This is a genomic window from Vreelandella lionensis (assembly GCF_044543515.1).
In the GTDB taxonomy this organism is placed as follows: domain Bacteria; phylum Pseudomonadota; class Gammaproteobacteria; order Pseudomonadales; family Halomonadaceae; genus Vreelandella; species Vreelandella lionensis.
In genome coordinates, this window is sequence record NZ_JBITWC010000022.1 from 66,023 (window position 1) to 87,364 (window position 21,342).

Below are 21,342 nucleotides of genomic sequence, written 5' to 3' on the forward strand. Positions count from 1 at the left end.
CTGATATAATGCTGCAAACGAATCTAATCTGTGAGTTCTTATATGCCGAAGCAACGCCCCGAGCCTATCGATATCGATGAACAAGAAGAGCGCCCGAGTAAATCTCAGCTAAAGCGTGAAATGCATGCTCTGCAAGCGCTTGGCGAAACATTAATTGCCATGAAGCCTGCCGAGCGGGCGCGCTTTCCTTTATCAGACGATATGCTGAGAGCGATTGAAGAGACTTCTCGCATTCGCTCTCATGAAGGCCGCCGTCGCCATATGCAATACGTTGGCAAACTTATCCGCAAAGAGGATCTAACGGCCATTCAGGGCGTTTTCGATGCCATCGAACAAGAGAAAGAGCAGCGCGATCATGCGTTTCATCGCCTGGAAAAATGGCGTGACCGCCTAGTGGATGAGGGCGACGACGCCGTTGACTTGTTTATGGCCGACTACCCTAACGCCGATCGTCAGGCGCTGCGCCAGCTAGTGCGCAACGCCCGCAAAGAGCGCGAACAGGGCAAGCCCCCCACCAGCTCACGCAAGCTTTTCAAACACCTGCGCGATACGCTAGCGCTGTAAATCACAGCCTCAAGAAGACTGCGTGCCGCCCACGGTCAGCTCATCCAGTTTCAGGGTGGGTTGGCCAACCCCCACCGGCACACCCTGGCCCTCTTTACCGCAAACGCCAATCCCGGTATCCATCGCCATGTCGTGGCCAATCATCGACACCCGGCCCATGGCCTCAGGCCCGTTACCAATCAGCGTTGCACCTTTCACCGGCGCGGTAATTTTACCGTCTTCAATCATGTAGGCTTCGCTCGCCGAAAACACGAATTTTCCCGAGGTAATATCCACCTGCCCTCCGCCAAAACTCACGGCGTAGATTCCCCGCTTAACGCTTTTAATGATATCGGCAGGGTCATCTTGACCAGCCAACATCACCGTATTGGTCATACGCGGCATCGGCAGATGAGCGAACGACTCGCGGCGGGCGTTGCCGGTAGGCGCCATCTTCATCAATCGCGCGTTTAACTTATCCTGCATATAGCCAGTTAAAATGCCATCTTCAATCAGCGGCGTATATTGGCCAGGCGTGCCTTCGTCATCCACGCTCAACGCGCCGCGACTATCAGCAACAGTGGCATCGTCAACCACTGTGACTCCCTTGGCGGCAACCCGCTGCCCCATTCGCCCTGCAAAGGCAGAACTGCCTTTACGGTTAAAGTCACCTTCCAAGCCATGACCTACCGCTTCGTGCAGCAGAATGCCCGGCCAACCGGCGCCTAACACCACTGGCATCTGCCCCGCAGGCGCATCAATGGCTTCAAGATTGACCAGCGCTTGGCGCACCGCCTCTTTGGCATAGCGTTCGGCAACGCCCTCATCCCGCAGACGCGACATGGAGTAACGACCACCGCCGCCAGCGCTGCCGCGCTCACGGCGGCCATCTTTCGCCGCAATAACACTGACGTTAAAACGCACCAGTGGGCGAATATCCGCCGCTAGGGTGCCGTCACTGGCGCGTACTAAAACCACCTCATAGGTGCCCGACAGTGAAGCGCTTACCTGGCTAATGCTCGGGTCGGCCGCTCTAGCCACGCGGTCCGCCTCTTTTAGCATGGCCACTTTGTCTTCTGCCGAAAGACCCGCCAGTGGGTCGATACCTGCATAGTAGGACGCCGCGCTGACTGGCATTACTTTCTGCCCTGGCAACTGTTTGCCGCTGCGCACGATGCCAGAGGCGGTACGGCCTGTATCCATTAGTGCATCAGCGGTAATTTGGTTGGAGTACGCAAACCCGGTTTTCTCACCTGCCAACGAGCGCACGCCAACGCCGCCATCAATGTTATAGCTGGCCTCTTTAACTTCGCCATCTTCCAGCACCCAACCCTCTTGCCAGGTGCGCTGAAAATAGAGGTCGGCATAATCAATCCCCGCTCCCATGGCATAGCCAAGGCCAGCATCCAGAGCGTTCAAATCGAGGCCACCTGGCGTTAGCAAAATGGAAACAGCGGACTCTATATCGCTTTTATGTGCGGTCATTGGGGGCCTTCTAAAGTCACTTGCGGCGAGGTCCAAGGGCCTCGCACGCGATAATAAATAGTGGTTGCTTGATCCAGCGCATCGCCAAAAATTTGGTCGGCAAGAAACAGTGCACCGCCCACAATGGGCGCTCCGACAGCAATGGCGGCGATGGGTAAACTTTGGCTAACCGGCAGTGTGACGCCTAGACGCTGGTCAAGTTCACGCTGTAAGAGGTTAACACTTCCCGTTAGCGTCAGCGTGGTGGCGGGTGCATCAATTTGCAGGGGGCCACGAAGCAACAGCTGCCCTTCAGCTACATCGGCAGTGCCATGCACACGGTCAAAGGCCGTTCCCTGACCGGTTAGGTCAGAAAAATCGAACCGTAGGCGGCGCAGAATGTTATCAAAGTTGAGCAACCCCACTAAGCGGGCAGGCGTCGATTCAAGCGTCACAAAACGGCCGTCGCGTATATCAGCACTCATTTCGCCACCGGCCCGGCTTAAATCAAGCTGCCAGGGGGCTCCCGGCCAAGTAAGCTCAGCAGCAAGGTCGGTGGTGCGGCTACGCATGGCTACCGGTTGGTTAAGTCGCTCCAAAGCCGTCCCCACATCGCCACCCTGTATGGAGATATCCGCTCGTGTACGGCTATTCACCGCATTGCCTTCCCAAACCAACTCGCCGCGTGCAGAAAGCTGTCCGAGGGTTAAACCAACTGGTGAGAGCGAAAAACGACGATCATCGGTTTGCCAGTAGGCGGTTAATGGGCCAAAGCGAGTGCCACCAACGCTAATATCCGCTAGCCGTAGCCTGCCGTTGGGCAGTTCAGCTAGCCAGTCGGGAATAGCAACGGGGGCTACATGCTGTGTTTCAATTGCGTCAACCCAAGAGTCGGGGGCTGCGACAGTGGCATCATGCTCTTTGGCGGGCAGGTCCAGTAAACGATCTAGGACTAGCATGCTAATTGCAACATCAAGCGGCCGCTCGCTGGTGGGTTGGTAATCTAGGCGCCCAGACAACATATCGCCGCTGAGCTGAAGTGCTGCGCGCTGGCCGGTGAGTGTCCCTGAGGCGTTAAAAGCGCCAAAGCACTTGTCACGAAAGCGTAAACAGCCAGCACGCAGCAGTACTTCAAGCGGCGTGCTTTCGCCACTAGAAGCAGATGCCAAGGCGCCTCCCGACAATATCGGCGACAGCACAGCGTGCCATGCCATGGGGTCTAACGTATCGAGCCCTGCTTCAAGGCGCCAGCCAGGCTGGCTGGGCCAATTCGGTCGCTGCACTGCATTGCCGAGCACCACTTCGGCCGCTAGTGCACCACTATTCAGCGTTTGGAATCTCGCGGCTGCCTTATCGGCCAGTTGCGTCGATACTCGCCCGCTTTCAAACTCCGCGCGTAGCTGCCATGGCCACGGTTGATCGCTAGTCTTGGCAAACGGCTCGGGTAGCGCGCTGGTGATGCCAAGCAGGCGGCTCTCTAAGGTTAACACTGGACGAGCCGCAAGAGAGACCTCACCCTGCCACTGGGTGCGGCCACTCATCATTTGGCGAGCCTGCTCGGCAGGCAGCCCTGCCAGCGACCACAGCGCAGACGACTCCACGCTGCCCTGCAAGGCAACACGCTGATCAGCCATCAGCTCTGCGCGAATATCACCGCCCTGCCACTGGCTGCTTAGCTCTCCTAACAGCGCATGCGCCTCACCCACCTGCTGCCAGCTGAGCCCACCATCCAGATCACGCAGGGTTATTGGTAGTGACGCGTAGTGCACAGCCGATAGCGCTGGCCGCGCATTAATCTCTAGCTGGAGCGCCTCCTCGTTATCCAGCGGCAGTACAAGGGCGATATCCCCTTCGATGGTACCATCAACGGTAATATCGCTAAGTGGTAGCGTGTCCATATCCGGCATGGCCTGAACAAAGTTCAGCAAGGATGCACCATCACTCTGAAGACTGCCTGATAGCTGAAGCGGCTGCTCTTTCTCCATACGTATCGTGCCTTGGGATACTTCAACGCCGTGGCTTTGGGCGTGCTCTACCTGGGCTTGAAGCACTCCTCCTTGCCACAGCAAGCGCCCCTCGACATCTTCCAAACGCGGCCACTCCGGCGCAATCGGCAAGTGGCCTTGAGTGACCTCCAGCGCGAGCGTTGCCGAGAGTTGATCTGATGAAGCCGCAGGTCCCAGGGGCTGACTAAGCTTCAGCGAACCTTGCGGCACTAAGCCACCAATATCGTTCTCCAACCACTCCCTCAGCTTCGGCTCAAATGCTTTCATGGGCAGCCACTGGGAGAGCGGGCGGGAGATCGCATCTACATCGACAAACGCAATATCCAACCCAAATTGACCGCTTTGCTGCCCCGCGATCAAGCCGAACCCACCACTTACCTGGGCGCCATCCCAGTCCACATTGAGGTCACGGCCGCTAATCATGGTGTTAGGACCATCATACACCCACTCCACCACCCCTTCGGCGTGACTTAGCTGCATAGGTACATCGAAGAGTTCTGGAAAATAGAGCGTACTATCGCCTGCGCTATTAAAGGTCACGCGGCCACGCAGGTCGCGAGCCTGCACCCAAGCGTCCAGCGGACCGCCTCCTGGCGCTTGCTGCCAGGGGAGTACAGCCACATTAGTAAGTGCAGCATCCACGCCCCATCGCCCCTCACGCTGCCCCAGGCGCAGCCCCTGCACCTGCCCTCGGGGCGAGAGCGTTTGCAATACCCGGGTGAGTGACTCAGGCAACAGCGCATACTCCCGCCAAGCCGCTAGCGAGGCGAGCTCAAACGCACTGGTTCGCAACTCCCACTGCCCCGGCTGGTGTGACAGATACCAGTGGCGTGGCAGCGCGGGGCCATCACTAACGCCTTCAGGCTGGGCCCACTCTACGGTTTCTGCATTGCCACTTAGCCACGCCTCACCGCCTTCGCTGTCGCGCAGCCACTGCCCACTGGCCTGAATGTTTCGCAGCACAGCGTACTCCACATCTTTACGCAGCGTCAGCTCGGGCATATCTAGTGCAAGCCGCGCATCAGCTAGCGCTCCTTCTTGCCAACGCCCCCATAGCTGCACATGACCGCCCACCTGTTCGAGAAAAGGCATGCGATCTGGCCGAAACAGTGCCGCCAGCACCACCAGATGATCCAACTGCATGTCGAGCTGAAGCGCAGCAGAAAAGTCCCTAAAGCCTTGCTGACCGGGCTGCATTTCGGCACGCATGGTAATGGCGGGCAGCTCTGATGCCAGCACATCAGGTGCCTCGACAATATTCAGGGAGCCCTCTAATCGTGTGCGGCGATGATCTCCATTCAGAAGTAGCGAAGGTGCATGAAGCATCACGGTCTGCTGCTGGCCATGCAGCATGATGCGGCTGTTATCCACCCAGAGGCGCTGGCGCAGCAGCAGTCCAGCCCAGGCATCCAAGGATTCAAGGTCCACCTCTGGTTGTGGTGCTACCCCCAGCGGCAGTTTGGCCGGTGAAGGCCAGCCCCAGGCGGTGTCAGGCTGCTGGTAGAGATGGAATTCGAGCCCAAACATACGCGCATCGCTGAAGATAGGCGCTAAGTGGCGCAGCGTGGCCCAGACATCCAAACGCAGCGACAAGCGATCAAGCCCTATCAGGGCCTGACCATCCGGCGTTTGCGCATGAAGGTCTTCAAGCTCCAGGTGCAGGACGTTGCGCTCCAGAGAGAGCGCTAGATGGTCGATGCTCACCGGCACGCCAATACGCGCCTCTAAAAGCGCCTCCAAGCGGGGGGACAATGCATCCACTTGGCTAGCAAAGAGACGCAGCGCTAGCAGCAGTACCGCCAGCGTACCCAGCACAACGGCCACCCCTACTAGACAGCCGCGAAAAAAAGAGCGTATTGCCATCATTACATCAGTACGATGTCGTACTGCTCTTGGGAGTAGTGCTGCTCAACCTGAAAACGGATCGTTTTATTAATAAACGTTTCCAGGTCAGCGACCGCGGCAGACTCCTCATCAAGCAGCCTGTCCACTACTGGCTGGGATGCCAGCACCATATACGTTTCCGCACTATAAGCCCGCTCTTCACGCAGGATCTCACGGAAGATTTCGTAGCAGACCGTTTCAGGGGTTTTCAACGTGCCGCGACCACCACAGGTGGGACACGCTTCGCATAGTGTTTGTTCAAGGCTTTCCCGCGTGCGTTTACGGGTAAGCTGCACCAAACCAAGTTCGGTGACCCCGGTACATTTGGTTTTAGCATGGTCCCGCTCAAGCGCTTTTTCCAGCACGCGCAGCACTTGCCGCTGGTGCTCTACATCCACCATATCGATAAAGTCGATAATGATGATGCCACCTAAATTACGCAGCCTGAGCTGGCGGGCAATGGCAGTGGCGGCTTCCAGATTCGTCTTGAAAATAGTCTCTTCAAGGTTACGATGCCCCACATACCCACCGGTATTCACATCGATGGTAGTCATGGCCTCGGTGGGGTCAATTACCAAGTACCCTCCGGACTTGAGCTGCACCTTGCGACCTAGCGCTTTTTGAATCTCGTCTTCGACACTATAAAGGTCGAAGATGGGGCGTTCGCCGGGGTAGTACTCGATGCGATCAACAGCATCGGGCATAAACTCTTCAGCAAACTCGACCAGCTTGACGAAGTTCTCCCGGGAGTCAATGCGTACTTTCTCGATATCATCCCGCATCACATCCCGCAGGGTGCGCATAAACAGCGGCAAGTCATCGTAGATAACGTTGGGAGGGGCGGCGGTGATTTTGCGCTCGCTGACCTTGCGCCAAATACGTAGCAAGAAGTACATGTCGCTGGCCAGCTCTTCATCGCCTACGCCTTCGGCCGCCGTACGCACGATAAAGCCACCCGTGACCTCAATGGTTTGCTCTTCGATACTTTTATCCAGCAGCGCTTTCAAGCGCTCCCGCTCGCGCTCATCTTCAATGCGCTGCGATACCCCGTGATGAGGCGAGTCAGGCATATAGACCAGATAGCGAGAGGGAATCGAAAGATGGGTAGTCAGCCGCGCTCCTTTGGTACCGATAGGATCTTTGGTGACTTGCACCACCAGCGCCTGACCTTCGTGCAGAAGCTGCCCGATGGTCTGCTGCTCGTCATTGGGCGTACCGGGTGGCATGACCTCATGGGCATGAATAAACGCTGCGCGCTCTAAGCCAATATCAACAAAGGCAGCCTGCATGCCAGGCAGTACGCGCACCACTTTGCCTTTGTAGATATTGCCTACGATACCGCGCCTGCGAGAGCGCTCTATTAGCGCCTCTTGCAATACGCCGTTTTCCACCAGCGCAACGCGGGTCTCCATTGGCGTTAAATTTATGAGGACTTCACCGCTCATGCAAAATTCCTTATTGGATGTCCTATTCCTTGCCAGCGCAGCGGGCGATGAGTCGGTGGTTACGAGGGATAACGGCCCGCCCAAACGGGAACCCCTTGCTGGCGTAGCAAGCGCGTTGTTTCAAATAGTGGCAGCCCCACCACAGCAGAGTGACTGCCCTGAATTTGTTCAATAAAAATGGCGGCTAAGCCTTGAATAGCATACCCACCCGCTTTATCGGCGGGTTCGCCCGTCAGCCAGTAGCAGGCGATCTCTTTTGCTGTTAACTCGCGCATGGTGACGTCCGTGGCCACACAGCAGGAGAGTATACCTAGCGGCCCGCTTACCGCTACTGCCGTGAGTACCTGATGCGTGCGCCCAGAGAGCATTCTCAACATCTCAGCCGCGTGCTGTTGATTATTAGGCTTACCTAAAATGGTGCCATCAATAACCACCGCGGTATCCGACCCCAGCACGGGCAGCGCGGTTTTGCCCACCGCCGCCTGCGCTTTTGCCACCGCCAGCCGTTCTACATAGGCCGTGGGAGACTCTGCCTCAAGCGGCGTTTCATCAATATCGCTTGGCATGACACTGACCGGCACACCGATAGAGGCCAACAGTGCCTGGCGGCGTGGTGATGCCGAGGCCAAACAGAGCACGGGGGTGTGGTTATCGTCACGCATTGGCCATTCGCCGCTCAATCGCTTTAAACATTGTGGAGAGCCACGGCCAGAGGAATGCGCTGACCAGCGATGGGATCAAGAAAGAGAGATGTATGGAAAAAACACCCGTCAGCGTTCTTAGCCACTGTTCTATCAGCTGAGCCAACCCTAACAGCACCAGCACCAATACCGACTGCTGTACCAGCGAATAAGCACGAAAACGGGGATACACTAGCGCGGCTAAAAACGTAAGAATCGAAAAAATCAGTGCATGCTGTCCAAGCGCTGTCCCCTCAATAAGATCCATCAAGAGGCCAAATACAAAGCCGTGAAAAACCCCAACTCGATCCGGCGCTTGCATACACCAATAAATCAACATTAGCCCAATCCACTCCGGGCGAAAAACCTGCCAACCATCGGCCAGGGGCATTACCTGCAAGCAGAGCGCAAAAATAAGGCTCAGCCAGACCACCACCAGCGGCACTACCGGCGCACGCGCCATTAGCGTTCCTCCTGCATGGCCGGGGAAGCTGGCTGCCCAAGCCGCTGGGCGGCATGGAGCGCATCGGCTGAAATATCCATGGACTCATCCCAAATAGAAGCATCCAACTCTTCGCGGGGTGGTGGAAAGAGCAGCAGGAAGTGGCGAGAACGCTGAAGCTGAGCCGAAGGTTCAGCAATAACCCGGGCAAATGGCTGGCCAGGGTCGTGATACACCTCGGTCACTCGCGCAACGGGGTAGCCCGGCGGAAAACGCCCTGCCAAACCAGAGGTGGTCAGTAAGTCACCTTCGCGAATATCCGCCGTATCCGGCACATGGAGAACGTTCACACTGCCGTAACGGCCAGTACCCTGAACAATAAAACGCAGCCCATTGCGGTTAATTTGCACCGGCAGCGCATGGCTTGCATCGGCTAACAGCAACACACGGCTAGAGTAGGCTGAAACAGCAGTCACCTGACCAACCAAACCCGATGCATCAATCACCGGTTGACCGACATAGGCACCGTTGCGGTGCCCACGATCCACCACCATTTGGTGGCTAAACGGGTCATTATCCAGCGAGAGTAGCTCCGCCGTGATATAGGGAATATCGCGCCGCTCGGCAGCGCCAAGCAAGTTGCGTAGCTCGGCGTTCTCAGCCGTCAGGTTAGCCAAGCGCTGTCCGCGGTGAGAGAGCGTCAAGATTTGCTCACGCAAGCGGCGGTTTTCATCCACCAGCGCCTGCTGGTCGGCGAGCGCTAGCGCGCCCCAATTCAGCAGATCACTAGGCACACTGACTACCCACTGGATGGGAGCGACAATAGTGGTCATTTGGGCGCGCACATCTTCCATGCGAGTAAAACGATGGTCGACAAACATCAACGCGCTTGCCGCCAGCACACAGAAGAATAGCCGGTAACCGGGTAGCGGCCCGTGTGAGAACAGCGGTTTAATAGGCAATCCCCCGCGTTAAACCGCTGCGATCAGTCGCTCGACAGCAACTCAAAGGTGTGCTGGTCGATCATTTCCAGCGCCTTGCCGCCGCCACGCGCAACGCAGGTCAGCGGATCTTCTGCCACGATAACCGGCAGGCCAGTTTCTTCGGCGATCAGCTTATCCAAGTCACGCAGCAGCGCACCGCCACCGGTGAGCACCAGGCCGCGCTCGGCGATGTCGGACGCAAGCTCAGGCGGAGACTGCTCAAGCGCACTCTTCACGGCAGCCACGATGGAGCCCAGCGTCTCTTGCAGCGCTTCGAGAATCTCGTGAGAATTCAGCGTAAAGCTGCGCGGAATGCCCTCTGCGAGGTTGCGGCCGCGCACATCGATCTCGCGCAGCTCTCCACCGGGGTAGGCGCAGCCAATCTCTTCTTTGATGCGCTCGGCAGTGGCTTCACCAATCAAGCTGCCGTAGTGGCGGCGCACGTACGCGGTGATCGCCTCATCAAAACGATCACCGCCTACGCGGATCGATTCTGAGTACACCACGCCATTCAGAGAAATAATCGCAATTTCAGTGGTTCCACCACCGATATCCACGACCATCGAGCCCTGCGCTTCTTCTACCGGTAGCCCAGCACCAATCGCGGCTGCCATCGGCTCTTCGATCAGGAATACTTCTCGGGCACCCGCGCCTTCTGCTGACTCGCGAATTGCCCGACGCTCGACCTGAGTCGACATACAGGGCACGCACACCAGAACCCTAGGGCTTGGCGTGAGGAAAGTGCTCTGGTGCACTTTACGAATAAAGTGCTGAAGCATCTGCTCGGTAACGGTGAAATCGGCGATAACGCCGTCTTTCATCGGGCGAATAGCCGTAATATTGCCAGGCGTGCGGCCGAGCATGCGTTTAGCGTCAGCACCTACCGAGGCCACGCTGCGCATATTGCCAGACTGGCGGATGGCGACTACGGACGGTTCATCAAGAACGATGCCACGACCGCGTACATAAATCAGTGTGTTGGCCGTACCCAAGTCGATCGATAGATCGCTGGAAAACAGCCCCCTCAAACGTTTGAACATGGATGTTGTTACCTAGTGCAGACCGGGAACCCTGTGCGGATGCAAACGGTATCACCGCAACCCCTTGGCAGCAAGCACGAGTCGTGCCGAACACTGCCCGTCAGGGCCATTATGTGGTACCTTTTGCGGCTATTTTCCACGTCTGCTCCGTCAGACGAATTTAAGATGACCGTATGTATACCGCTTAAAGCGAAATATGTTCCATCACGATTGCGAGGAAACCTCGATCATGGCGCTTGAAGAATCTCATGTGCGCCGGGCCGCACACTTGGCCCGACTCGCCGTTAGCGATGACCAAGCCAGTGGCTTTGTCGACGATCTCAGCCGCATTCTGGACATGGTCGACCAGCTCCAGAGCCTGGATACCGAAGGCGTCGCGCCGCTGTCGCATCCGCTAGACGCTACCCAGCGCCTGCGCGCCGATGAAGTCACGGAAACGAACCAGCGCGACACGTTCCAGCGCTGTGCCCCGGCAGTGGAAAACGGTCTTTATCTGGTGCCGCGTGTGGTCGAGTAACCCACGCCCACCGCTCGTTTCCGCTTATTCTATTCGCCCCTGAACGGAGCTTCCGGGTCATGCATGATAAAACCGTAACGCAGCTCGCCGCCGCCCTAGCCAGCGGTGAACTCTCCAGCCGAGAGCTGACTTCCCACTTTTTGCAGCGCATTGAGAAAGCCGACGGCCAGCTCAATAGCTTTATTACCGTGACCGCCGAACAGGCGCTAAGCCAAGCCGAAGCCGCCGATAAAGCGCGTGCTAACGGCAAAGCAGGCAAACTCACTGGCATTCCGCTAGCGCTAAAAGATATTTTTTGTACGCAAGGCGTCAAAACCAGCTGCGGCTCCAAAATGCTCGATAACTTTATCGCGCCTTACGACGCCACCGTGGTAGAGAAACTCAGCACTGCGGGCACCATTAGCCTGGGTAAAACCAATATGGACGAGTTCGCCATGGGCTCCTCCAACGAAAACAGCCACTACGGCGCGGTCAAAAACCCGTGGGACCTCACTGCCGTTCCCGGCGGCAGCTCCGGCGGCAGCGCAGCGGCAGTGGCAGCGGGGCTTGTGCCTGCGGCGATGGGCACCGACACCGGTGGTTCCATTCGCCAGCCAGCGGCGTTCTGCGGCATTACCGGCCTGAAGCCCACCTACGGGCGGGTCTCCCGTTACGGCATGATCGCCTACGCCTCCAGCCTCGATCAGGCAGGCCCCATGGCGCGCACCGCTGAAGACTGCGCGCACCTACTGAACGTGATTGCCGGTCATGATGTTCGTGATTCCACCAGCGTGGCCCGCGGCGTGCCGGACTACACCGAGACACTGAATGCTCCGCTCTCTGGCCTCAAAATCGGCCTACCTAAAGAGTATTTTGGCGACGGCTTAGACTCTGAAGTTGAAAAAGCCGTTCGTGACGCGGTGAAAGTGTATGAGTCGCTGGGCGCCACGGTGCGCGAAGTCAGCCTGCCGCATACCCACTACGCGATTCCGGCTTACTACGTCATCGCCCCTGCCGAGGCTTCTTCGAACCTGTCGCGCTTCGACGGCGTACGTTTTGGCCATCGCTGCGATGCTCCTACGGACCTGATCGATCTCTACACCCGCTCGCGGGCGGAAGGGTTCGGTGAAGAGGTGAAGCGCCGCATTCTGATCGGCACCCACACGCTATCGGAAGGCTTCTTTGACGCCTACTACACCAAAGCGCAGAAGGTTCGCCGCCTGATTCGCCAGGATTTCCTCGACGCCTTTGAAGATGTCGATGTACTGATGGGCCCAGCCTCCCCCACGCCTGCCTTCGACCTCGGCGCGAATAAAGACCCGGTCTCCATGTACCTGCAAGATATCTACACCATCGCCGTTAACCTGGCGGGTATTCCTGGCATCAGCGTTCCCGCAGGCTTTGCGGGCGGTCGCCCGGTAGGCTTACAGATATTGGGCACCCACTTTGCCGAAGCGCAGTTGCTTAACGTTGCGCACCAGTTCCAGCAAGCCACTGACTGGCATCTTCAACTGCCTGCCTTTGCCGAGGAGAACGCCTAATGCAATGGGAAACCGTGATTGGGCTGGAAGTCCACGTTCAGCTCGCAACGCGCTCTAAAATTTTTTCTGGTGCCTCCACCGCGTTTGGTGCCGAGCCCAACACCCAAGCCTGCGCCGTTGATTTGGGCCTGCCGGGCGTCCTGCCAGTACTAAATGAGCAGGCCGTGGCCATGGCCGTGCAGTTTGGCCTCGCCGTCCACGCTGAGATTCCTGAAGTCTCGGTGTTTGACCGCAAAAATTACTTCTACCCGGATCTTCCCAAGGGTTACCAAACCAGCCAGATGTACCACCCCATTGTGGGTGCTGGTGACGTTGAGATTACCCTGGATGATGACACCACCAAACGGATTCGCATCCACCACGCCCACCTGGAAGAGGACGCGGGCAAGTCGCTGCACGAAGACTTCCACGGTATGACCGGCATCGACTTGAACCGGGCAGGCACGCCGCTGTTAGAGATCGTTTCAGAGCCAGATATGCGCAGTGCGAAAGAAGCGGCCGCCTATCTCAAAGCGATTCACTCCATCGTGACTTACCTGGGCATTTCCGACGGCAATATGGCCGAAGGCTCGATGCGCTGCGACGTCAACGTGTCGGTGCGCCCTAAAGGCCAAGAGGCGTTTGGTACTCGCGCAGAAATTAAAAACGTTAACTCGTTCCGCTTTGTGGAGCGCGCCATTGCGTTCGAAGTCGAACGCCAGATCGAGTTGATCGAAGATGGCGGCAACGTAGTGCAAGAGACCCGTCTATTCGACCCCGAGCGCGACGAAACCCGCAGCATGCGCACCAAGGAAGAGGCGAACGACTACCGCTACTTCCCCTGCCCCGACCTGCTGCCGGTGGTGCTGGATCAAGCCTACCTGGATCACCTGCGCAGCCAACTGCCGGAGCTGCCCGCCGATAAGCGTGCCCGCTTCCAGAATGAGCTGGGCCTGTCGGCTTACGACGCTAACGTGCTATCAGCCAGTCGTGAAATGGCGGAGTTTTTCGAAGAAGTACACCGGGTATGCGGCGACGCCAAGCAGGCGGCCAACTGGGTACAGGGCGAACTTTCCGGCGCGCTGAACCGCGAGAATCTGAGCATCCAAAATAGCCCAGTGTCAGCCCAACAGCTTGGCGAACTCATCAGACGTGTGCTGGATGACACCATTAACGGTAAAGCCGCTAAGCAAGTGTTCCAAGCGCTATGGAATGGCCAGGGCGAGAGCGCGGATGCCGTCATCGAGGCCAAAGGCTTAAAGCAGGTGACCGACACCGGCGCGATTGAAGCGATGATCGATCAAGTCATTGCCGAAAGCCCGGCACAGGTGGCTCAGTACCGTGATTCCGAGCCTGAGAAACGTGGCAAGATGATTGGCTACTTCGTGGGCCAGGTGATGAAGGCATCACGCGGTACCGCCAACCCACAGCAGGTCAACGGCTTGCTGAAAGAGAAGCTGGATGCGCTGTTATAGAAAACGCGCACAGGTGCGGTGATAGACCACAAGCGGCTGCTTCGGCAGCCGCTTTTTTATGGCTGATTTTTATGACTCAGTTTTATGACTAAGACAGCTGGCTGGGCTGGGTAAAGCGCTTAAGCTGCGCGCAGCCCGCCGCCCAGACGTCGGCCTCTAGCTCTGCGATGGCTGCGGTGGGAAAGCCCACGCCCTGACTTGGCGTGCCTTCGACCAACAAGCCAGCCAAGTCGCCCACCAAGGGCATGTGGCTGACCAGCATAATCGGCGCGTCATCACGATGAGTGAGCAACCACTCGCTCACATCGCTCGGCGGGTCTTCCGGGGTAATAAACGACAGCGTGTTGAGCGGCGCGCCCAAGGCATCGCTAATCCGCTGGGCGGTTTGCTGAGCGCGCACATAGGGGCTTGCGTAGAGCATTGGCAGCGCCAGCTCGCCCTGCTCAACGCGCGATGCCAGCCAGCGGGCCATGGTATCTGCCTCGCGCTCGCCGCGGGGCGTGAGTGGTCGGGCGTGGTCAGGAAAGCCGGGGGCGGCTTCGCCATGGCGCATAATCAATACGCTATTCATACCGCTATTCATGGCAACCTCCGCTGTTGTGTTGGTCCTGGTGGGCCTGCTCGCGATGCGCCTGCTGAACCGCTTCCCGGGGCAGGATAAATTCCACATCGCTGCTCTGCTCTCCCATCATGAGCGTACTCGCCATTTCTTGTGCCGGCACCCCATCGAAGAGCACACGGTTTAAACCTTCGGCCAACGGCATATAAACGCCCATCTCGCGGGCTTTGGCACAAACGAGCTTCACCGTATTAACCCCTTCAGCTACTTGCCCAAGGGCTTCCACCGCTTCTTCTAAATTCCGCCCCTCCCCAAGTGCGTAGCCGACTCGGTAATTGCGCGACAGGTTAGAAGAGCAGGTAACAATCAAATCACCCACTCCCGCCAACCCCAAAAACGTCATCGGGTTCGCCCCTTGGGCAACGGCAAAACGGCTCATCTCGGCCAGCGCCCGAGTCATCAGCATGCTACGGGTGTTCTCACCCATTCCTAACGCCGCTGCCATACCTGCGGCAATGGCATAAATATTTTTCAGCGCACCACCCAGCTCAACGCCATGGCGGTCGTTACTGGCATATACGCGAAAGTAGCGGCAGCCTAGCGCCTGCTGAACCCGTGTTCGAGTGAGCGCATCAGCACTGGCAATCACTGTGGCGGTCAGCTGCTTGTCGGCAATTTCCGAGGCTAAATTGGGTCCGGCAATCACGCCAATATGCGGAAAGCCGGTCTCCTGCTCCAGCACCTGACTCATTAGCATAAAGCTATCTTGCTCAATGCCTTTGGTAGTGCTGACCAAGATTTGCTCAGGCGTGAGCCAAGGCTTAGCCGCCTGCACCACGCTGCGAAAGGCTTTCGACGGGATGGCAATCAGCACCAGCTCAGCGCCGGTTAGCACCGTCTTTAAGTCGGTGGACGCTGTGACTGCCGGATTGATCGCATAGTCGGGTAGATAGCGCCCGTTGCGGTGCTCTTGGTTGATCTGCGCGACGAGCGCTTCATCACGCATCCACTGGCGCACATTGGCGCCGTTATCAGCAGCGATACTGGCCAGCGCGGTGCCAAAACTACCGCCTCCCAGCACCGCAACGTTACTTTGCTGCTCTGCCATAACCATGTCCTGAAGTTCTTATGCGTAACGGTGGACCTGCATACCACCCATTTTTATAAGCACTACCTTAGCAAAACAAGCGGCCCGCTTGGTAAACCAAGCGGGCCGCCATTAACGAGCTTAATCCATTACGCCGTTAACACATTATTGAGACGCTTCACATAAGCAGCGGGATCATCCAGGTGACCGCCTTCTGCAATAATCGCCTGATCCAATAGAATGTGGGCTAGCTGGCCGAACAGGTCGCCCTCAGCACTTTCCAAACGCGCTACCAGCGCATGGTTGGGGTTAAGCTCCAGAATGGGCTTCACCTCCGGCAGCTTCTGGCCTGCGGCTTCCATAATGCGGCGCATTTGGTAGCCCATCTCGTGCTCGGGCAGTACCACACAGGCGGGTGAATCGGTCAGGCGATGGGTGATTTTCACCTCTTGAACACCGTCGCTCAGCGCCTCTTTGACGCGCTTCACGAGATCCTCTTTCGCCTTGGCAGTCTCTTCCTGGGCTTTTTTCTCGGCTTCGTCCTCGACATCGCCCAGGTCCAGCTCGCCTTTCGCCACGTCGGCAAACGACTTATCGTCAAACTCCGTCAGGTGGCTCATCAGCCACTCATCGATACGGTCAGAGAGCAGCAGCACCTCGATGCCTTTCTTACGGAAGATTTCCAGGTGCGGGCTGTTTTTCGCTGCGTTGAAGCTATCCGCTACCACGTAGTAGATCTTTTTCTGGCCCTCTTTCATGCGCTCGACATAATCCGCCAGGGAGTGCTCCTGGGCGGCCGTGTCGGTATGCGTGGAGGCAAAGCGCAGTAGTCCGGCGACTTTCTCGCGGTTGGCGAAGTCTTCGCCCGGCCCCTCTTTCAGCACGCTGCCGAAGGTGTTCCAGAAGGTTTGATACTGCTCGCTGTCTTTAGAGAGCTTCTTGAGCATGTCCAACGCGCGCTTGGTCAGCGCCCCTTTGATCTTATCGACCTTGGGATCCTGCTGTAGCAGCTCACGGGAGACGTTCAGCGACAGGTCACGAGTATCCAGTACGCCTTTGATAAAGCGCAGGTAGAGCGGCAGGAACTGTTCGGCGTCGTCCATGATGAAGACGCGCTGAACATAAAGCTTCACACCACGAGAGCCGTCACGGTCAAACATATCGAACGGCGCGCGGCCAGGCACATACAGCAGGCTGGTGTACTCTAACTTGCCTTCAACCTTGTTGTGACTCCAGGTGAGCGGGTCGCTAAAGTCATGGGCAACGTGCTTGTAGAACGCCTTGTACTCATCGTCAGACACCTCACTCTTCGGGCGTGCCCATAGCGCGGTGGCTTCGTTAACGGTTTCCCAGGTAGTCACTTCGCTACCTTCGATCTCGTTACCGTCGTCATCCTTCGCCGTTTCTACCTTCGGCATACGCACCGGCACTTCGATATGGTCGGAGTACTTACGTACCAAGCTCTGCAGGCGATAGTCGTCGGCGAACTCTTTCGCATCATCTTTGAGATGGAGGGTAATTTCGGTGCCGTGTACATCCAGCTCAATATCAGCAACGGTAAACTCACCTTCGCCTTTCGAGCGCCACTCAACGCCTTCCGAGGCCGCCGTTCCCGATTTACGCGTGCGTACCGATACTTCGTCGGCCACAATAAAGCCAGAGTAGAAACCGACACCGAACTGACCAATCAGCTTGGCATCTTTTTGCTGCTCGCCGGAAAGCTGCTTCAAGAACTCCGCCGTGCCTGAACGGGCAATGGTGCCCAAGTTAGCGATCACATCTTCCCGGTTCATGCCAATGCCGTTATCCCGCAGGGTAATGGTGTTGGCATCGCGGTCGTGTTCGATTTCGATACGCAGCTCGCTGTCGCCTTCGTACAAGGCATCGTTGTCGAGTGCCGCATAGCGCAGTTTGTCGCAGGCATCCGCAGCGTTGGAAATCAACTCGCGTAAGAAAATCTCCCGGTTGGAGTACAGGGAGTGGATCATCAGGTTAAGGAGCTGCTTAACTTCCGTTTGAAAGCCAAGAGTTTCTTCGTGGGTCGCAGTCGTCATGCGCTTAGCCCTCATTGATCACGTGTGCTTAGCGCCCCTGCCCTTCGGCAGGAGCGGAAAAGGTGGTGAACTCAATATGGGGATAAGCGAAGGGATTTCAAGAAGGTGTATGCGAAGAAGCGGTGTTTGACTCAGCAGCATATTTCCAGGCGCGGTAGTCGGCCAGCTGTGCATCGACGCGATTGAGCAACCAACCCACAATCAATACATCATCAACGACGCCAAGCAGTACCAGAAAGTCTGGAATTAAATCAAACGGCATCACCAAATACGCTAAGGCCAGCGCCATAGTGCCGAACGCGGACCAAGGAATAGGCCTAAAGTCTCCCCGCAGCACATCGCGGGTCATCGGTAAAAAGAGTTTCAGCGCACGGGCAATACGTTTAATCGCCCAGGCGCGCGTTTTCAGTCGACGAAATAACCACCAAGTGGATAATCGTGCCATCGTAATTGAATCCTCCAAGTGTCACGATTGTCTGAACACTATTTATCCGCATAGTTCACTTGTCTGTATAGTTCACTATTGCGCCTTTGACCCTACCAGCGAGCAAGAGGGAGTGCCATGCAGGCCACGCCATTTCGTTCTACCCTTCGCACCCTGTGCGCAGCGGTTATCATCGGCCTACCCACAAGTGCGTGGGCGACCTCCGATGACGCCATGCGTGATGCACTCGAAGCCGCACGCCAGCAACAGTGGCAGCAAATCGATGAGCGCGCCATTGAGGGGCACATTCTCAGCGGCTATGTAGAGTATCACCGTTTACGCAACCAGCTCCCCAACGTCGCAGCCAGCCAAGTGCTTCAATTTATTGACCAGCACGCCGACTCCCCCCTCTCAGAGTGGATGCGTGGTCAAGCGATTGCCAAATATGGTCATGCGGGACGCTACGGCGACCTGCTCACCGTCGCCGATGGCGAGCCTTCTGGCACTGCGCGCCAGTGCTACTACTACACCGCGCTACTTGACCGCGAGCCAGAACAATCACGCAGCGCGGGCTTAGCGCTATGGCGGGCAGGCAGCTCTCAGCCTGACGCTTGCGACACACTGTTTAACCGTCTTCGTGCTGATGGCACTATCAACGCCACGGCCATCTGGGAGCGTAAGATGCTGGCCTGGCAAGCGGGTGAGACGCGCCTAAGCAGCTATTTAGGCGGACTGCTAAGCGGCCAGTGGCAAACCGCTTTGGATACGGTAGAGAGGGTTAACGCTAACCCGAGCAACATCACCTCTGCACCAGCGTGCTTAGGCCCAGAGTGCGCGGCCACTGCCGCTTTTTATCAGGCCGCTATGCAACGTTTCACAAGAGAGGATACCCCCGCCGCCTTTGCCGCTTGGCAGCAAATAGCATCACGCTTAAACCTAATGCCTCAATACCACCAGGCTATTGAAGAGGAGCTAGCATTCTACGCGCTAGTGCGCGATGTGCCCGACACATTGGGTTGGGTCGATAGTGTCCTGCCCTCTTTAAAGAGCGAGCGAGTGTTAGAGCTGCGGGTGCGTCGCGCCCTAGCAGACCGCCAGTGGACCGATGTTATGCACTGGGTGGCTGAAATGCCTGCCAGCCAGCAAGAGAGCAGCCGCTGGCAGTACTGGCTAGGCCGGGCCAACGAGCAGCTTGGCAACCGTGACGCGGCCATAGCGCGCTACCAACAGGCGGCCACTGACCGCAGCTTCTACGGCTTCGCCGCTGCCGATAAAATCAATCAGCCTTACCGGCTTAACCACGAGCGCAATCACTTCGATGAAGCAACCCGCGAGCAGACCGCACAACTACCCGTGGTGCAGCGTACCGAGGCGCTGCTGCGTATTGGCGAAGACGGGTTAGCGAACAGCGAATGGCTCCATGCCGTCCAACATGGAACGCCCCAGCAAGCCCGCGCGCTTGCCGACTACGCCGCCCATCAGCAGTGGCACGCCCGGCTAGTACAAACCACTATTGCTGGCGAGATGTGGGATGCGTTGGAGTGGCGCTTTCCACCCGCTTACCGCGATGACTTTTTGGCTTGGGGTCGTCAAACCGGCGTTGACCCTTATCTGCTGATGGCAATCACTCGCCGAGAAAGCGCCTATAACCCGGTTGCTCTCTCTCCTGCAGGTGCACGTGGCTTAATGCAGTTAATGCCGGGCACTGCCGCTCAGGTGAGCCGCCAGTTGGGGCTTAACGACCCCGGGCCTTATGGCGTACTGGAGCCTGAACTGAATATTCGCCTGGGTAGCACTTACCTTCGCGACAAGTTAGAACGCTATCAGGGCAACCGCTTAGCGGCGACTGCCGCTTATAACGCTGGCCCTGGTCGAGTTGATCAATGGTTAGGCACTAATAGCATGGAGTCGTTTGATCTGTTCGTGGAAAGCATTCCGTTTCGCGAAACCCGTGACTATGTTCAAGCAGTACTGAGCTATCGAGTCATTTTTGAAAGCTTGGCAAACGGCGGTAGTAGTGAAGGCGTATCGCTGCTCAACGAAACCGAGCAGGCGGTACGTTATGACCGCGCGTTAGTGCAACGCTGATACTCAACGCCAGTCAATCACGCCCGGTTACACCGGGCGTTGTTCTAACGCGAGACGCACGCCAAACACCACCAAAACCGCGCCAGTGGCGGCATTCAAGGTTTGTGCAAAGCGTGCGCTGGCAAGCCACTTACTGGCGCCTCCCACCATCAGCACCACGCTGATCTGCCAGATATTAGCAATGACAAAATGTACGCCTGCCAGCCAGAGTGATTTCAGCAGCGCAGGGTCGGTGGGTGCGATAAATTGCGGCAAAAACGCCATATAGAAAATCACGGTTTTAGGATTCAGCACATTCGAAAGAAGCCCCTCTTTGATCGGCTGCCAAAGCGGCACTGGCGTGGACTCCTTCATAACACCTTTCACCGGCAGCGGTGTTCCCTGGCGAGCTGCCAGCAGACTAGTGATACCCAGCCAAATCAGATATGCCGCCCCTGCCAGCTTCAGCATATTAAACGCCCAAGCCGACTGCAGCAGAATGAACGAAATCCCTAACGCAGAAACGGTGGCATGCACAAACAAGCCGCAGCAAATCGCTACGCTAGTGGCCACCCCATCCCGAATCCCGCCTCGCGCTGTATTACGGATCACCAAGAGCGTGTCTACCCCTGGGCTTATCGATAGCAGCGTAATTGCCACAACGAAAGGGATAAACTGCGCATCAATAAGATTGAGTTCCATCATGGGCCAGGCTCGCTGAGTGATAAAAAATCTTAACCACGTCACTACTGGACGTGCTGATTATTTGCTTCTAAAGTGGATTTGGTAGGTAGGCAATGAGCCACCTGCTCAATCATTAAGCACGTTAAGGATATGAACGATGGCAACTGGCACTGTCAAGTGGTTCAACGACACCAAAGGTTACGGCTTCATCTCTCCCGATGACGGCGGTGACGATCTCTTTGCCCACTTCTCCGAAATTCAAGCTGAAGGTTTTAAGACCCTGCAAGATGGTCAAAAAGTCAGCTTCGAGGTGACTCAGGGTAAAAAAGGCCTTCAGGCTTCCAACATTCGCGTTGCCTAAACAGCGCTGAATGGATAAAGGCCCGCCATAGCGGTAATGCCAGTCAGTTAAGAGTTTCACCAATGAGCTGACAATGCGATATTCCGGTATCAGTGATTCTCTGATACCGGATTTTTATGCATTTTAGT

At 57.0% G+C, this 21,342-nt stretch carries 18 protein-coding genes; 6 read left to right on the forward strand and 12 right to left on the reverse strand.

Annotated features, from left to right (window positions below):
* Nucleotides 1-42: 42 nt before the first annotated feature.
* Nucleotides 43-564: a ribosome biogenesis factor YjgA gene (gene yjgA, locus ACIGG6_RS14005; RefSeq protein ID WP_044629941.1), complete on the forward strand. Its 522-nt coding sequence runs from the start codon at nucleotides 43-45 to the stop codon at nucleotides 562-564.
* Nucleotides 565-573: 9 nt separating this feature from the next.
* Here the strand turns inward: yjgA and tldD are convergent, their stop codons facing one another.
* Genes tldD through ACIGG6_RS14040 form a run of 7 tightly spaced genes read right to left on the reverse strand, consistent with a single transcriptional unit; the run spans nucleotide 574 to nucleotide 10,487 of the window.
* Nucleotides 574-2,028: a metalloprotease TldD gene (tldD, locus tag ACIGG6_RS14010; RefSeq protein WP_062373372.1), complete on the reverse strand. Its 1,455-nt coding sequence runs from the start codon at nucleotides 2,026-2,028 to the stop codon at nucleotides 574-576.
* A complete protein-coding gene (locus tag ACIGG6_RS14015) occupies nucleotides 2,025-5,876 on the reverse strand; it encodes a YhdP family protein (protein ID WP_399845209.1) in 3,852 nt (1,283 codons plus the stop codon). The genes tldD and ACIGG6_RS14015 overlap by 4 nt, the downstream gene beginning before the upstream one ends.
* A gap of 2 nt (nucleotides 5,877-5,878) precedes the next feature.
* A complete protein-coding gene (gene rng, locus ACIGG6_RS14020) occupies nucleotides 5,879-7,342 on the reverse strand; it encodes a ribonuclease G (protein ID WP_044629938.1) in 1,464 nt (487 codons plus the stop codon).
* A 59-nt stretch (nucleotides 7,343-7,401) separates the two neighbouring features.
* Nucleotides 7,402-8,004: a Maf family protein gene (locus ACIGG6_RS14025; RefSeq protein ID WP_399845210.1), complete on the reverse strand. Its 603-nt coding sequence runs from the start codon at nucleotides 8,002-8,004 to the stop codon at nucleotides 7,402-7,404.
* Entirely contained in the window at nucleotides 7,997-8,485 is a 489-nt protein-coding gene (gene mreD / locus ACIGG6_RS14030; protein WP_044629936.1) for a rod shape-determining protein MreD, read from the reverse strand. Before mreD ends, ACIGG6_RS14025 begins: the two co-directional genes overlap by 8 nt.
* A complete protein-coding gene (mreC, locus tag ACIGG6_RS14035; protein WP_253502618.1) occupies nucleotides 8,485-9,426 on the reverse strand; it encodes a rod shape-determining protein MreC in 942 nt (313 codons plus the stop codon). The genes mreD and mreC overlap by 1 nt, the downstream gene beginning before the upstream one ends.
* Nucleotides 9,427-9,449: 23 nt before the next feature.
* Nucleotides 9,450-10,487, reverse strand: coding sequence for a rod shape-determining protein (locus ACIGG6_RS14040; protein ID WP_018915723.1), 1,038 nt, complete (start codon nucleotides 10,485-10,487; stop codon nucleotides 9,450-9,452).
* 229 nt (nucleotides 10,488-10,716) lie between these two features.
* Between ACIGG6_RS14040 and gatC the strand changes: the two genes are divergently transcribed.
* Genes gatC through gatB form a run of 3 tightly spaced genes read left to right on the forward strand, consistent with a single transcriptional unit; the run spans nucleotide 10,717 to nucleotide 13,978 of the window.
* Nucleotides 10,717-11,004 carry an Asp-tRNA(Asn)/Glu-tRNA(Gln) amidotransferase subunit GatC gene (gatC, locus tag ACIGG6_RS14045; RefSeq protein ID WP_054641298.1) on the forward strand — a complete coding sequence of 96 codons (288 nt, stop codon included), beginning with the start codon at nucleotides 10,717-10,719 and terminating at the stop codon, nucleotides 11,002-11,004.
* A gap of 59 nt (nucleotides 11,005-11,063) precedes the next feature.
* Nucleotides 11,064-12,524 carry an Asp-tRNA(Asn)/Glu-tRNA(Gln) amidotransferase subunit GatA gene (gatA, locus tag ACIGG6_RS14050; RefSeq protein ID WP_399845213.1) on the forward strand — a complete coding sequence of 487 codons (1,461 nt, stop codon included), beginning with the start codon at nucleotides 11,064-11,066 and terminating at the stop codon, nucleotides 12,522-12,524.
* The gene (gene gatB / locus ACIGG6_RS14055) at nucleotides 12,524-13,978 is read left to right on the forward strand and encodes an Asp-tRNA(Asn)/Glu-tRNA(Gln) amidotransferase subunit GatB (RefSeq protein WP_399845216.1); all 1,455 of its coding nucleotides are present in this window, start codon (nucleotides 12,524-12,526) and stop codon (nucleotides 13,976-13,978) included. Before gatA ends, gatB begins: the two co-directional genes overlap by 1 nt.
* An 88-nt stretch (nucleotides 13,979-14,066) precedes the next feature.
* Here the strand turns inward: gatB and sixA are convergent, their stop codons facing one another.
* The 4 genes from sixA to ACIGG6_RS14075 form a co-directional block, all read right to left on the reverse strand.
* A complete protein-coding gene (sixA, locus tag ACIGG6_RS14060; protein ID WP_253502627.1) occupies nucleotides 14,067-14,561 on the reverse strand; it encodes a phosphohistidine phosphatase SixA in 495 nt (164 codons plus the stop codon).
* Nucleotides 14,554-15,645: an NAD(P)H-dependent glycerol-3-phosphate dehydrogenase gene (locus tag ACIGG6_RS14065; RefSeq protein ID WP_253502631.1), complete on the reverse strand. Its 1,092-nt coding sequence runs from the start codon at nucleotides 15,643-15,645 to the stop codon at nucleotides 14,554-14,556. Before ACIGG6_RS14065 ends, sixA begins: the two co-directional genes overlap by 8 nt.
* 128 nt (nucleotides 15,646-15,773) lie before the next feature.
* Nucleotides 15,774-17,678, reverse strand: a complete 1,905-nt coding sequence (gene htpG / locus ACIGG6_RS14070; RefSeq protein ID WP_253502633.1) for a molecular chaperone HtpG — start codon at nucleotides 17,676-17,678, stop codon at nucleotides 15,774-15,776.
* A 97-nt stretch (nucleotides 17,679-17,775) separates the two neighbouring features.
* Entirely contained in the window at nucleotides 17,776-18,123 is a 348-nt protein-coding gene (locus tag ACIGG6_RS14075) for a YkvA family protein (RefSeq protein ID WP_253502636.1), read from the reverse strand.
* A gap of 117 nt (nucleotides 18,124-18,240) precedes the next feature.
* Between ACIGG6_RS14075 and ACIGG6_RS14080 the strand changes: the two genes are divergently transcribed.
* On the forward strand, nucleotides 18,241-20,190 hold the full coding sequence (locus ACIGG6_RS14080) for a transglycosylase SLT domain-containing protein (protein WP_399845219.1): 1,950 nt from the start codon (nucleotides 18,241-18,243) through the stop codon (nucleotides 20,188-20,190).
* A 27-nt stretch (nucleotides 20,191-20,217) separates the two neighbouring features.
* Here ACIGG6_RS14080 and ACIGG6_RS14085 read toward each other — a convergent pair whose 3' ends face one another.
* Nucleotides 20,218-20,874 carry a LysE family translocator gene (locus tag ACIGG6_RS14085; RefSeq protein WP_399845221.1) on the reverse strand — a complete coding sequence of 219 codons (657 nt, stop codon included), beginning with the start codon at nucleotides 20,872-20,874 and terminating at the stop codon, nucleotides 20,218-20,220.
* Between the two features lie 136 nt (nucleotides 20,875-21,010).
* Here ACIGG6_RS14085 and ACIGG6_RS14090 point away from each other — a divergent pair, with 136 nt between their 5' ends.
* Nucleotides 21,011-21,214: a cold-shock protein gene (locus ACIGG6_RS14090; RefSeq protein WP_044630763.1), complete on the forward strand. Its 204-nt coding sequence runs from the start codon at nucleotides 21,011-21,013 to the stop codon at nucleotides 21,212-21,214.
* The last annotated feature ends 128 nt before the right edge of the window (nucleotides 21,215-21,342 follow it).